Source organism: Polaromonas sp. (assembly GCF_043778355.1).
GTDB lineage: Bacteria > Pseudomonadota > Gammaproteobacteria > Burkholderiales > Burkholderiaceae_C > Polaromonas.
In genome coordinates, this window is record NZ_JAYWHI010000107.1 from 82773 (window position 1) to 96852 (window position 14080).

The window sequence follows — 14080 nt, forward strand, 5'->3', positions numbered from 1 at the left end:
CCCGCTCCGGCCCGTGTTTCAGGCAGGATGCGCCGCGACGGCGATTTGAAATTCATGAAAGTCTTTCTCCAGTTGAGCAAACAAGCGGTCAAGCGGTTCTGCATGGTTGTCGTGGCCGTGTTTCTCCAGCGCCCCGGCAGTGGCACGCATGGCCCGCGCCCCCACGGTTGCGGCCGAACCGCCCACCGCATGCGCATACAGATACACGTCCTGAAAATTGCCTTGACGAACGGCGTTCTCCAGCTTGACGATCAACCCAGGGGTGTGCTCAAAAAATGACGCCATCACCAAGGGCAGCAAGGCCTCGTCGCCCTTGAATCTTTGCGCCACCTCGGTCTGATCGTACACAACACGCACCGAGGGTTTGGGACTCGGTGCGGATGATTCAAGGGCCGAGTTGGAGGCATCAGCGGGGTCTGCGGGGAAATGGCGCAGCCAGACGTCAAGGGCCGCAGCCAGGGCAGATTTTTCAACCGGTTTGGTCAGGTAATCGTTCATCCCCGCCGCAAGGCATTTCTCACGGTCGCCTTTCATGGCATTGGCTGTCATGGCGATGACCGGCACGCTGCAGCCGCTCGCACGCAGTAAGTGGGTCGTCTGGTAGCCGTCTACCTCGGGCATGTGGCAATCCATCAAAATCGCGTCGAAGGGGCGGCTCAGAGCCATATCCACCGCTTCCCGCCCATTGAAAGCGACCGACACCTCGGTATAACCCAGCCGGCGCAGCACGCCCAGCGCCACGACCTGGTTGGTGGGGTTGTCTTCAACCAGCAGAATGCGCGCGCGCATGTTGCCGGCGACCACGGAGGAGGCAACGGTCTCCCGCGTCCTGGCCTCAGCCAGGGCCACCGGAAGATGGACAAGAAAAGTCGAGCCCTGCTGGGGCACGCTTTGCAACTCCACCTGCCCACCCAACAGCTCACTCAGTTGCCTGACAATGGCCAAGCCCAGCCCGGTACCACCATATTGCCGGGAGGTCGAACTGTCGGCTTGGCTGAACCGGGTAAAAAGTTTTTCCTGCACCTCCTTGGAGATGCCTATTCCCGTGTCCGCGACAGCGATCCGCAGCAACAGGCCGTCCGCGCCGGCGGGGCTGGCACTCACCGCCAGGGCGATCTGCCCCTGGGCGGTGAATTTCAGCGCGTTGCCCAACAGGTTGTTGATGATCTGCCGGATGCGTGTCGGGTCGCTGCGCACCCAGGCGGGAACACTGGCGTCGATGTCCAGTTTGAAGTCCAGGTTTTTTTCAGCCGCGCGAAGGGCGTAAAGACGGGATACCTCACCCAACAGGCCGAGCAGGTCAAAAGCCACGTTCTCCAGAGCCAGTTCACCCGCCTCGATTTTCGAGAAATCCAGAAAATCATTGATCAGTATCAACAGCGACTGCGCGCTGCCATCGATCAGTTCGGCATATTGCCGCTGAATCGCACTCAGTTTCTCTTCCAGCAGAAATCGGGTCAGCCCGATCACACCATTGAGCGGCGTCCGTATCTCATGGCTCATGTTGGCCAGAAAATCTGTCTTGGCCCGATTGGCGGCATCGGCAGCGTCTTTGGCCTGCTTGAGCTCGGCTTCGGCCGCTCTGCGGGCGGTCACGTCACGAAAACTCCACACGCGGCCATAGGTCTGCGAGCCCAACATATGCGGTTTGGAATATCGCTCAAAAATGCGTCCGTCCGTAAATTCCAGGACATCACTACTCTCCGCAGAATGCGTGCGGTACAGCTCTTCAACTTTTGCCAAAAATCCGGCAGGGTCTTTGAGCTGCTTCATGGCAAAAAGCGTCATCTCCCTGTTGCCGCGCTTAACCACTTCTTCTGGGAAGCGCCACAGGTCCAGAAACTGTTGATTGAAAAGCACCATTTCCCGCTGCGCGTTGATCACGAGGATGCCGTCTTCGGTCGCATCCAGCGTAGCGCTGGTGATTGCGGCGGCTTTTTGCTGCTCGATCTGTGCGTGTTTACGTGCGCTGACATCCTGGTTGGTACCGCTGGCGCGCAGCGCCCGTCCGCTGGCATCACGCCGGGTGACCTGCCCGACGCTGAGCACCCATGCGTTCGTTCCGTCGGCCTTGCGAATACGGTGCTCCACCGAATAACTCTCCTGAGCACCCTTGAGTACCGGCACAAAGGCATCCCGAATCGCAAGCTGATCCTCCGGTGGAACCAACGCCACCAGTGCCTGCAAGGTGGTCACGGTGGTGCCGCCAGCCCCCCCCACCAGATCGGCCCAATTGTCCGAGAGATAAACCTGACCGGTTTCAAGATCAAAGTCCCAAAGCACCACCCCAGAAGCGACAAACGCACGGTGTTGTCTCTCCTCGCTCAGGCGCAGGGCTTCCTCGGCATCTTTCGCGGCGCTCACGTCCACGTAGGTGGTGACAAAACCCCCGCCCGGCATGGGGGACCCGCGCACATCCAGGGTGATACCGCTGGGAAGCGTGCGCAGGAGCTGATGCTCGGTCGGTACGCTGCGCCGCGCACCGATATCGGAAATGATACGCTCCACCGGCCCGTCGCCATAGTCACCACGCAGCGCGTTGTGCCGGACGATGTGTTCGAAGCCCAGGTTCGGCGTGTTGAACAGGCTGTCCGGTAAACTCAGCAGCCGGCGGTACTCCGCGTTGTGGGCAATGAGCCGCATCTGGCCGTCATAAACACTCAGTCCGCAGGGCAGGTTATCGAGCACGGCTTGCAGCAGTTTGTTGGCAGTGCGCAATTGCTCTTCAATCGCTCGTTTCGCCGTGATGTCCTGCAAGGCGCCGACCAGACGCACCGCTTGCTCACCCTCGTACTCCACCTGACCCACGGACCGGGTCCAGATCTGCCGACCATCGGCTGTTGCCATGGGAAGCTCCAGGTCCCACGGCTTGCGGCTACGGATGGCCTGCTGGACGGTTTGCTCGATGATGCGCCGGCTCTCCATGTCAAAGTATTTCAAATGTTCGCCAAATGCAGGCTGAAAACCAGGAACCAGTCCGTAGATGCGGCAGTTTTGATCCGTCCACTGCACCGTGCGCTGGCGCAAATCGACCGCCCAGCCCCCTACCCCGGCGATACGCTCGGCGCGGTCCAGAAATGCCTTGCTGGACCGCAAATGCTCCTCTGCCTGCTTGCGCAGCGAAATATCCAGCCCGACCTCCATGAAACCGCTGAGTTTGCCTGTCGCGTCATAGGTCGGCAGCACCTCCAGGTCGATCCAGCACTCCCGCCCATCTTTTTTACGATTGATGATTTGAACCCGGCACCCTTGGCCGTTTCTGAGGGCGGCCGTCAAAACTTGCATGGTCCTGGGGTCCGTCTTACCGCTACCCAGCAGTTCGCCAGGACGAAGGCCGGAAGCCTCTTCGAATGTGTAGCCATAGGTCCGGCTGAAACCGTCGTTCACCCAGGTGATTCTCTGGTCCCGATTGGTGATGTACACCGCGTTTGATGTGTGTTGCACCACCTTGGCCAATCGATCCAGGTCACTGGTCATGCTTTTTGCCAAGGCCTCGGCGCGCAAGCGCCCGGTGGCCAGCAACCAGACCGTCATGGACAACAACACGCTCAGAAGTATGCCGCCCAGTGCGAAAAGCCATGGCGTGTGATCTTGCCCCTGGGCATCAAACTGGGGAGAACTGCAGACACGCAAGGTCAGCGGCCGGCCCCCTATCACCATGGGACGCAAGGTCTCGAAACGCGAAACGGTGGCCCCAGTTTCACCCGCTTTTTTTGCGGTCAGACTTGTTTGCCCCACAGAGTTGAAAACGAGGTTGCCGGGCTCAGCCGTTTCACCGTCAAACAGTTCAAAGTCAATCTGGCCACCACTGATATCGGGCGTGCCAGCCAGTACCTCGGCCACCACAATCGGCGAATAAACCACGCCACGCAGGGCAAGCTGCCGAGCCTCTGGCGTGGAGGGATAGGTTCCGGGAAAATAAATAGGCAGCAGATACAGAAAGCCGGGTCCTTGCTTGCCGTCTTGAACCAGCGTGATACGGCTGCTGAGCACCGGCTCACCGGACCGAACTGCTTTTTCCATGGCTTGCCTGCGGACGGACTCGGCGCCCAGATCAAAACCCCAAGCCGCGCGATTGTTGGCGATCGGTTCGATGAACTTGATGACATACAGATCAGACGCCTGACCCGAAGTGCGGACCGAAAAATCGGGTGCATCGTCGAGCCGCTCGGCAGCTTCAAAGCGGGCCAACTCCTCGCGCATGACCCGCTGGACAAAGCCAAAACCCCGCACACCCGGAAACTCCCGGGGCAAATCCCTCGAAGCCACATAAGCGCGGAAATCCGCTCGCCCTACCCGCTTGCTGGCCGCATACACACCCGCCGCGCCGCGCAAGCCATACACCGTCTGGTCGATGCGTCTGCGGATGTCCGACTCGATAAGCTCCACCTGTCGCTCAAAACGCAAATTGGTGTCTTCATGGAGGGCCCGTTGCAGACCAAAGCCCAAGGCCAGACTCAACACCAGGCCCGCAAAAAAAATGGCAGCGGCGAGGGCATGCGCCATGCGCCGCTCGTTTTTGAAAAAGTTAATCAGCATGGGGGAGCATGAATCCATCGGCTCGAATCAGTGGCGAAAGAGGACACTGGGGGGCCAGGCAACAAGAAAGTGCCTGGCCCGGGGCTGGCGCCAGCATCTGCCCAGTTCAAAAAATAATCAGGCGTTGTGCCCCCGCCTCTACGCTGTGTTGGCGCTACAAAAATCAGTTGGCAACTCCATCGGCCCAACTTCACATCGAAGTGGTAGAAATTCCAGGCTCTGGCACCACCACCACCACCGTCAACCAGTAACCCGCCAGTTCACCGATGACTTTGACAAAGTTACCGAAATCAACGGGCTTGGTGATGTAGGAGTTGCAGCGCAGGCCATACATTTTCTGGATGTCGGCAGCCTCGTAGGAGGTGGTCAGCACGACCACCGGCAGATGGCGCAGTTGTTCGTCTTTCACAATTTCCGACAGCACCTCAAAACCATTCATCACCGGCATGTGCATGTCCAGCAGGATCAGGTCCGGGCTGGGCGCTGCGGCGTAGTCCCCCTGTTTGCGCAGAAACTGCAAGCATTTGACGCCATTGTCGACATGATGCAAATGCACACGCAGACTGGCCGCATCAAAAGCTTCCCGCGTGAGGAAAACGTCGTCTTCGTTGTCTTCCACCAGCAATATCTCGGCGATTCTGCTTTCTGCGAGAGGGGTAACTTTCATGGCTGACCACTTTCCGGGGTAACAGGTAGGGTGAAGTGAAAGGTGCTTCCTTCACCAAGAACCGATGTTATCCATATTTTGCCGCCATGGCGCTCCACGACGCGGCGGCACACGGCCAGACCGATGCCGGTTCCCGGGTACTCCTGCTGGGAGTGCAAACGCGTGAACACCTCGAAGACTTTCTCATGCTGCTTGCTGTCGATGCCAATGCCGTTGTCGGCCACCGAAAGCAGCCACATTTCCTCGTCACGGGTGGCAGAAATATGCACAAGAGGTGCCCTGCCCTTGCAGTATTTCATGCCATTGCCGACCAGGTTCATCAGAAGTTGCGCCAGCTGGGTGCGGTCGCCCATGACGTCGGGGAGCTCGCCGACATTGACCTGCGCACCACTGGCCTGAATGGCGGCATCCAGCAGAAGGACAACCTCGTCGGCAACCTCTCGCAATTTGACGCGGGCAAAAGGCCGAACCTCAGAATTGACCCGCGCATAGGACAGCAGGTCTTCGGTCAGCGACTCCAGGCGCCGCGCTGCGGCGGCCGTGCGCCCGATCAGGCCACGGGCCCGTTCATCAAGTTTGTCGCCGTATTCCTTCTCAAGAATCTGCACAAACCCGCCTATGGACCGGAGCGGTGTCTTGAGATCGTGCGAGGCGATATAGGCAAATTGCTGCAGGTCAAGGTTGCTGCGTTCCAGTGCCTGTTGGTCACGCAAACGGACCGTGACATCGCGCAGGATCACTGAAAAGAGCTTGCCATCGGTGGTTTCCAATTGCGAGACCGACGCCTCCATGGGAAACTCCTGCCCACTGGCGCGCAATCCATACACGAGGGTGCCATCGCCCATGCCTCCTGAGGTGTCATCCGCAGCCGAAAAATGCGTCATGGGACTGGCGTACTGGACGCGGAACCGCTCTGGTATCAGTTTTTCCAGTCGCTCTCCCAGAACCTCCGCATGCGACCAGCCGAATATCCGCTCGGCAGCCTTGTTGTACAAAACGATGCGCTGCGCTTCGTCAACCGTGATGATGGCGTCCATGGCCGACTCGACAACGCCCCGCATACGCGCTTCGCTGCTGGTCAACGCCTCTTCGGCCGCAGCCAGTATCGTCGAAGCCTTGGAGATGGCTCGGCCAAGCTCATCGACTTCCCGGATAGGCAGCGCGGGCACATCCACCTTTTGACCGTAACCCAGTGCCTGGGCGGGGGCCCTCAAGGCCTGAATGGATCGGGCAATTCTGTCGCCCATCCACCACGCCATGCCGAGGCTGGCGGCCAGCAGCAGCACCGAAAACCCGGCCAACAGCCCAAGGGATCGGCGCAAATCAGCCGACAGACTGTCGATCGGAATACCGATGGCAACTGCCCAGCGGGAAGATGGCGATTTTGCGAACACCGTCAAGACCGGGATGCCCTCGCGCGTCACCGCCTCCAATATGTCCTCGTTCACTTCCTGGAGCCGCTTCACCAAGATTGGCGTCGCGCTTTGTCCGATAAAGCGCCGAATTTCACGCGAACGGGCCACGATGTGTCCCGATGCATCCAGAATCGCAACAACCCGGTCCGGGGAGAAATTCCGGTCAACCAGTATTTTCTGCAAGTGCTCCGGCACAACAACCCCCGCCAGAGAATGGGTGACTTTTGTACCCTGGTAAACAGGAACGGCCACATTGATCGCCAATCTCGCGGGAAGTGGCGCCAGGAAAATATCGGAAATATCAACCCCGCTACCGCCCAGCACGCGCTCAAGCTGGAACAGGTTCGTGGCTCCGGGCAGCACCTCACCATAGGGCCGGGCCGTATTAAGCCGCTGTTGTCCGGCGGCGTCAATCAGCACGATGTTGTTGATGTAATGGCCGTCCAGCACCTGCATTGCCTGGTCGTGAAGCGCGGGCAAGTCCATGCGCTTTAACGATGGCGAGGTGGACAGCGCGCGCAGAGACCTCTCGACGCCTTCAAACTCCCTGTCAACCGCCAGCATCAGTGCGCGGGCAGATGACAGGGAATCCCTGACCAATTGGTCGCGGGCTCGCTGGTAGTCGTAATACAGCAGACCGGCAGCCACCAGCGCTGTCGGTAGCAGGCATCCCGCTACCAGTTTGACAAGGCTTGACCGCAAAGAGGGAATGCGCTCGGGCTTCAAATTTCTCCCCCTGTCTTGTTATGTGTACTGTCAGAGCGCCCACAGCAGGCTCACACTAGAGAAACTTTTTCATGGTAGGTGGTCCGCGACGAAACACGCTCGTACACGCCAGAGAGTCAGGTTTTTTTCTCAAAATGAGACAAGAGCCGGTTTTTGCACCTCAGGGCGCGGAGGCCATCGCCTGAAGTTCGGTAACCTCCAACCCCTGGGGGGCCTGATCTCCGGTCAAACGGGCTTTTTTTCCCATGACCACTCCGTGCGCAATACCCGACAGCATCCCAGTCGAACAACTGACATGCCAACCTTGTGCCTGGGCGTGTTTGCCAAGATCTTTGACCGTTCTGACCGCAGACCCGGTTGCGAGGGTCAGAGGCGGGCTGCCATGTAAGGGATCTTCAAGCCGTATCAGGGCCAACGGCCCCGTGTGCAAGGCGATGGTCAGGGACGGCAGGGTGAAGAGGCCGTCTTCAGACTGGCTTTGCACCAAACCAAAGGCCACCTGCACCGACTTCTGCATTCCAAAAGCTGCGCGAAGCGCGAGCAAGCGGGTTTTCCCCGCATCGGGCTCAGCCGGCTCCGGGAAAACCGCGAGCAAATCATCACCCGCTGCCACCAGATAGCGGGCACCAAAAAGATACAGCGAGTCACTTGCCGCCTGATAGACACGCTGAGCAAGGTCGCGCAGCCTTTGGGTGGGCGCCTCTTGACGCAGGGATGTCTCAAACAGATTGACCGTCAGCACCGTGGCGCGGGCGTAACTCACCTCGCGCCCGGCCCCAGCTTGGTCTTGATCCATCCAGCGTTCATTGAGCTCCTGAGCAAGACGGGTTTCATAACGGCCGGCCAGCGTCTCTTTTTGCGCCTGCAGCGCCGCAACCAAGGCGGTCTTGCTGCCGCGCGAAAACAGTTCCCGCTGCTGCTTCCGCTTGGCCAACAGCGCTTCGACGGACGACCTCAACTCAAGCGCCCTGAACGGTTTGTGCAGGTAGTCGTCAGCACCTGCCGTCATGCCAGCCCGCATGTGCGAACGCTCGGCCAGGGCCGTCAGAAAAATCACCGGAATGGTCGAAAAGGCTTCGTCCAATTTCAGCATCTCCACCAACTGATAGCCATTCAAGCCAGGCATCATCACGTCGCAAACAATCAGATCGGGTGGCTGCCGCAAGGCCATCGCCACGCCTTCAGGGCCGTCCGCCGCTTCGGCCACCCTGTAGCCGGCGCTACGCAGCACGGCGCAGGTGAGCAGCCGCTGCGTCGGGTCGTCCTCGATCACCAGAATCTGCGGCACAGCAACCGGCAGATCAAGATCATCGCCAGTTTTGTAGGTTTTTGAAGAATCAGGATTCACGGGTGTCACCGCCTCCAGGCACCAGCACCATGGCCAGCCAGTAGTCGGCGAGTTGCGCAATCATGCTGACAAAGTTTCCAAAATCCACCGGCTTGGCGATGTAGGAGCTGCAGCGCAGTGCATACATCTTCCGGATGTCGGCGGCCTCATACGAGGTGGTCAGCACCACCACCGGAAAATGCCGGAGTTTGTCGTCCTTGACAATTTCAGCCAGCACCTCAAAACCATCCATCACCGGCATGTGCAAATCCAACAGAATCAGATCGGGCACCCGGGCGTCGGCGTACACGCCTTGCCGACGCAGGTATTGCAGGCATTTTTCCCCGTTGTTCACATGCTGCAGATTGACACGCAGCTTGCTCGCGCCGAAGGCTTCACGGGTCAGGTACACATCGTCGTCGTTGTCGTCCACCAACAGGATTTCTGCGGCGCGGGTGTTGGCAACAGGCTCAAGCTTCATGGGAGGTGTCAGGTGGTTTATCGGGAAGTGTAAAGCTGAAAACCGTTCCGGGGCCCTCGTGGGCGTGGATCCAGATGCGGCCCTCATGGCCTTCGACAACCCGCCGGCAGATTGCCAGCCCAATACCGGCGCCGGGATATTCGGTCTGGGTGTGCAAACGCTTGAACACCTCGAATACTTTTTCATGGTGGCGCGCGGCAATTCCGATGCCATTGTCCTTCACGGAAAAAACCCATTCCTGGCCATGGTGCACCGCACTGAGCTCAATCTGCGGCGCCCGATCACGGCAGTATTTGATGCCATTGCCCACCAGGTGCAACAGCAATTGCGCCAGTTGCGTTCTGTCGCCATGGACGACAGGGAGCGCGTGCACCGTGACCACTGCAGCGGCGCGCTCAATGGCGGGAGCCAACATCTGGACGACGCCCTGCGCCACAATCGCCATGTCCACCTGCTCAAACTGCCGGCCTTCGCTTTCCAGCCTGGAATAAGACAGCAGGTCCTCCGTGAGCTGCTCCATGCGCCGCACGGCGGCCGTGGTCCGGTGAATCAGCGAGAGGGCTTTGTCATCGAGCTGGTCGGCGTGGTTGCGCTCCAGCAATTGCACAAATCCGCCGATGGAACGCAAAGGCGTTTTCAGGTCGTGGGACGCGACATAGGCAAATTGCTGCAGGTCCAGATGGCTGCGCTCCAGCGCCTTGTATGCCTTCACACGGCGGGTAACGTCGCGGATGATCAGGGTATGCAGCAGATGGCCGGACTTGCGCACGCTTGAGAAAGACACTTCTGCAGGAAACTCCTCACCGCCCATTCGCAGGCAGACCGTGACCCCCGACAACCCGTCCGCAGCACCTGCCTGATCCCGCTTCTGGCGCCGTTCCTGGCGCTGGAGAACTTCGGCATTGCGCGCATGGAACCGTTTCGGGATGAACCGCATGAGAGGCATGCCAATGGCCTGGCTGGCCGGGCAGCCAAACATGGTTTCGGCTGCGGCGTTAAACATCAATATGACGTGACGGGCATCCACCGCCACAATCGCGTCCATGGCCGACTCGACGATGCTGCGCAGGCGCTCTTCATTGTCTGCCAGCGCGCTGCGTGTCGACTGCTGCAGCAAGGAGGCCCTGCTCAACTCTTCCGCCACCTCGTTGGCTTCGAGAATATCGAGGGGGAAAACCTCGACGATTTCACCCCGACCGAGCTGCCGGGCAGGCGCCTGCAACGCCCGCACGGACCGTGCGATGCGCCCACTCATCCACCAGGAGCCCCCCACGCCGAAACCGATCAGCAGCACCACGACGGCAAGCAGCATGACCATGGCCTGGCGCAGATCCTGCGTCAGTGAATCCAGCGGAATACCAATCGCCGCACCCCAGCCCGTCACCGGTGAGCGCGAGAAGGCACTGAGCACCTGAATGCCCTCCAGCGTCACCAGTTCAAACGCCCCCTCACTCACCTGTTTGAGCCGCTCGCTCAGGCCGGGCGCAACCTGTTTACCAACAAAAAGTTCCGGGGCATGGGAGCGCGCCACCACCGTGTCGGAGGGGTCAAACACCACGCTGATCCGGTCCGCTGGCAGGCCGTAGCTTTCCAGCAACTTTCCGAAGTGCCCAGGCAAAATGACGCCGGACAGGGCGTGCGTCGCGCGCTCACCCGAAAACACCGGCACGAGGACGCTGATCAGTGGCCGCTTGAGCACGGCTCCCGTGACCAGGCCCGAGATCTCGGGCTGACCGCTCTGCAGCACGCGCTGGACCTGGCTCATCACCCCGGTTTTTGGCAAGGCCTCGCCGAAAGGAATGGCGGTGTTCACGAGTTGCTGGCCTGTGGCATCAATCAGGGCGATGTTGTTGATAAACCCGCGCTTGAGCACCTCGTGTGCCTGCTGCTGAAAGGCCGCATGGTCACGCGCCTTCAACGAAGGCGAGGCGGCAAGCACATTCAAGGACACCTGCACCAGCGCCAGATCCCGGTCGATCAGCCGGGTCAGAGTCCGTACGCTGAAAATCGACTCCCGGATCAACTCATCGCGTTGCTGGCCGTAGTTGTAGCCCAGCACAAGTGCAACCATCAGGAAAGCCGGCACCATGCATACAACTGTCAGCAGGACAAGGCGTGAGCGGATCGATGAGACATTGTTGGATTTCAAGAAAAATCCAATAAAAACAAAAGTACTACAGTTTCTCCTAATTACTCATGAACCGAAGCACAATATAAACATTTACTTACATTGTGTGATTTTTTTACACACATTGCAGCAAACCCACTGCGGTGGGTCGGCCAAAGGTTGAACGCAGCAAACCAAGTCTCGGACTCAGGGGCTGCCTGCGCCCGGACGGGGCAGGCCCAAATGAGCTGACACTCCCCGGCCGGCCGCATACCCACTGGCGAAACAGGCGCTGAGCAAATAGCCTCCGGTCGGGGCTTCCCAGTCCAGCATCTCGCCGGCGCAAAACACCGGTACCCCTGCCAGGGCCGTGAGTTTCAGTTGTGCATCCACTGCGTCAAAGCGCACACCGCCCGCTGTGCTGATGGCCTCGTCGATGGGACGCGCGGCCACCAGGCGAACCGGCAGCGCCTTGATGGCACGGGCCAGTTGCACCGGGTCGTTCATCGCGCCCTTGCCGATGAGCTCATGCAGGATCGCGGCCTTGATGCCTTCGATGCTCAAGCGGCTTTTCAGGTGACTGGACAGCGAGCGCGAGCCGCGCGGATGGCGCACCTCGACCAGCACCTGTTCAAACGACTTGTCCGGCAGCAGATCCAGTGTGAAGGTGGCGCTGCCGTGGGCAGCGATTTCATCACGCAGCAAGGCAGACGCCGCATAAATCAGGCTGCCTTCAACGCCAGTGGCGGTGGCGACAAACTCGCCCTTGCGGCTAAAACTGCGGCCCTGCGAATCGGTGAAACTGATGGCGACCGACTTGAAGGGCTGGCCGGCGAAGCGGCTGGCGAAATGTGCAGTCCAGCCCGGTTGCTGCGACGGCCCCGAGCCGACCAGTTCCTTGAAAAACTCGCGCCGGGTTTCGCCCTGTTCGGCCGCCGCCAGCGCATGCGCCTGCGGACCCACATCAAAGCCGCAGTTCGAGGGTTGCAGCGGCGCCACGGCCACGCCGCGCTCCGCCAGCAGCGGCACCCAGGCGCCGTCCGAGCCCAGCCGCGCCCAACTGCCGCCACCCAAAGCCAGCACCACGGCGTCCGCCTGAAAGCGCGTCTCACCCGTTGGTGTTTCAAATCTCAAGGCGCCGTCACCGGCCCAGCCCAGCCAGCGGTGGCGCATCGCAAACTTCACGCCGGCGCTGCGCAGGCGCTGCAGCCAGGCGCGCAGCAGGGGTGCGGCTTTCATGTCTTTGGGAAACACGCGACCCGAGCTGCCAACGAAGGTTTCCACGCCCAGGCCCTGTGCCCAGGCGCGCAGCGGGTCCGGGCCGAAGGCGGCGATCAGCGGCTCAAGTTGCCCGCTGCGCTCCCCATAGCGACTCAGGAACGGCGCGGCAGCTTCGGAATGGGTCAGATTCAAGCCGCCTTTTCCCGCCAGCAGAAACTTGCGCCCCACCGAGGGCATGGCGTCGAACAGCTGCACTTCCAGCGCCGCGCCGGCGCCGGACAGCACCTCAGCCGCCATCAGGCCGGCCGGGCCGCCGCCGATGATGGCGATGCGCCTAAGTCCACCGGTAGGGGGGGAGACAAGAGAAGTCAAGGGGATTCCGTTCGTAGAAAAAACAGCTGCTGCGGTTGCAGGCTGGCGGACAGTTGGGTACTGCGCCGGGAAGGCCGTCCCCAGCGGCGCCGATGGAGACGGCCAGGTTCAGCGCATTGAATGCAGCTTCGATTTTAGGCGCTAGCGGTCGGTCCATGACATGACGTCACTGCAGAACGCCACGGATCGGCTGGGTTAGAGTGAGGCCGGCAGGATTCGACATGGTGATGCACTGTGGAACTACGGCAGCTCAAATATTTTATTGCGATCAGCGACTCGGGCAGCTTCTCGAAGGCGGCGGAGCAGGCGCATGTGGTCCAGTCTGCCCTGTCGCAGCAAATCGCCGCACTGGAGGCCGAACTGGACGTGCAATTGCTGGTGCGCAGCCCGCGCGGCATCACGCTGACAGCGGCTGGACAGTTGTTTTACCAACAGGCCCAGCACCTGCTGCGCCAGGTCGAACACGTCAAGGCGCAAGTGCGGGAAGGCGAAGGCCGTCCGGGCGGGCCGGTGTCTATCGGACTGCCCAACACCACCGCGGCGCAGCTCTCGCTGCCGCTGCTGGAGGCTTGCCTGACGCACTATCCCGGCATCGCGCTGCACATCATGGAGGGCATGAGCCGGCAGTTGCACCAGGCCGTGACCAATGCCAGCGTCGACATGGTGATCCAGTTCTCGGGACAACCCGTCCACGGGCTGAAAGTCGAACGGCTGGCGACCGAAGAGCTGTTTCTGATCAGCAGCGCACAAGGCCATGCGAAAGCAGGCGGGCTCAACGAAGTGGGTGACATCGACCTCGCCGAGCTGCGCAACATCCCGCTGCTGCTGCCCGAGCGAGGCAATGGCCTGCGCGACCTGCTGGACAAGGCCCTGCTGGAAAAAGGCCTGGGGATAACGCCGCTGGCGGAACTCGGCTCGGCAGCGCGGCTGGCGGAGGCGGCGGTCAAGGGCGTGGGGGCCACGCTGCTGCCCTGGGGTTCGTTCCACGAGGCGCAGGCCGACGGCAAGCTGCGCGTGCAACGTATCCGGGACCTGCCGATACAGCGCGACTTGCTGCTGTGCGTCTCCAGCAGCATGCCATTGACCAATGCGGCCAGCGCGGTCTGTTCGCTGGTCAGGCGCGTGGTGCAGGACGTCATCCGGACGGGGATATGGCAGGCGCCCGATGCGGCCGTTGGCCGCCCGCTGGCAGCGACCCGCTCCGGGCAATGAGTTTTCCAGATGG

8 protein-coding genes are annotated in these 14080 nt (G+C 60.6%); 1 reads left to right on the plus strand and 7 read right to left on the minus strand.

Features of this window, described 5'->3' with window-relative positions; translation table 11 throughout:
* Nucleotides 1–18: 18 nt before the first annotated feature.
* The 7 genes from ACH2CW_RS15955 to ACH2CW_RS15985 form a co-directional block, all read right to left on the minus strand.
* Entirely contained in the window at nucleotides 19–4539 is a 4521-nt protein-coding gene (locus ACH2CW_RS15955; RefSeq protein WP_395059902.1) for a CHASE domain-containing protein, read from the minus strand.
* 190 nt (nucleotides 4540–4729) lie between these two features.
* The gene (locus ACH2CW_RS15960; RefSeq protein WP_395059904.1) at nucleotides 4730–5206 is read right to left on the minus strand and encodes a response regulator; all 477 of its coding nucleotides are present in this window, start codon (nucleotides 5204–5206) and stop codon (nucleotides 4730–4732) included.
* The gene (locus ACH2CW_RS15965) at nucleotides 5203–7269 is read right to left on the minus strand and encodes an ATP-binding protein (RefSeq protein WP_395059941.1); all 2067 of its coding nucleotides are present in this window, start codon (nucleotides 7267–7269) and stop codon (nucleotides 5203–5205) included. Before ACH2CW_RS15965 ends, ACH2CW_RS15960 begins: the two co-directional genes overlap by 4 nt.
* Before the next feature lie 238 nt (nucleotides 7270–7507).
* Nucleotides 7508–8695, minus strand: a complete 1188-nt coding sequence (locus ACH2CW_RS15970; RefSeq protein WP_395059906.1) for a response regulator — start codon at nucleotides 8693–8695, stop codon at nucleotides 7508–7510.
* Nucleotides 8685–9155, minus strand: a complete 471-nt coding sequence (locus tag ACH2CW_RS15975) for a response regulator (protein WP_395059908.1) — start codon at nucleotides 9153–9155, stop codon at nucleotides 8685–8687. The genes ACH2CW_RS15970 and ACH2CW_RS15975 overlap by 11 nt, the downstream gene beginning before the upstream one ends.
* Complete coding sequence (locus ACH2CW_RS15980) at nucleotides 9145–11304, minus strand: ATP-binding protein (RefSeq protein ID WP_395059910.1); 2160 nt, start codon at nucleotides 11302–11304, stop codon at nucleotides 9145–9147. Before ACH2CW_RS15980 ends, ACH2CW_RS15975 begins: the two co-directional genes overlap by 11 nt.
* A gap of 165 nt (nucleotides 11305–11469) precedes the next feature.
* Nucleotides 11470–12855: a TIGR03862 family flavoprotein gene (locus tag ACH2CW_RS15985; protein WP_395059912.1), complete on the minus strand. Its 1386-nt coding sequence runs from the start codon at nucleotides 12853–12855 to the stop codon at nucleotides 11470–11472.
* Between the two features lie 234 nt (nucleotides 12856–13089).
* Here ACH2CW_RS15985 and ACH2CW_RS15990 point away from each other — a divergent pair, with 234 nt between their 5' ends.
* Nucleotides 13090–14067 carry a LysR substrate-binding domain-containing protein gene (locus tag ACH2CW_RS15990; RefSeq protein WP_395059914.1) on the plus strand — a complete coding sequence of 326 codons (978 nt, stop codon included), beginning with the start codon at nucleotides 13090–13092 and terminating at the stop codon, nucleotides 14065–14067.
* Nucleotides 14068–14080 lie beyond the last annotated feature (13 nt).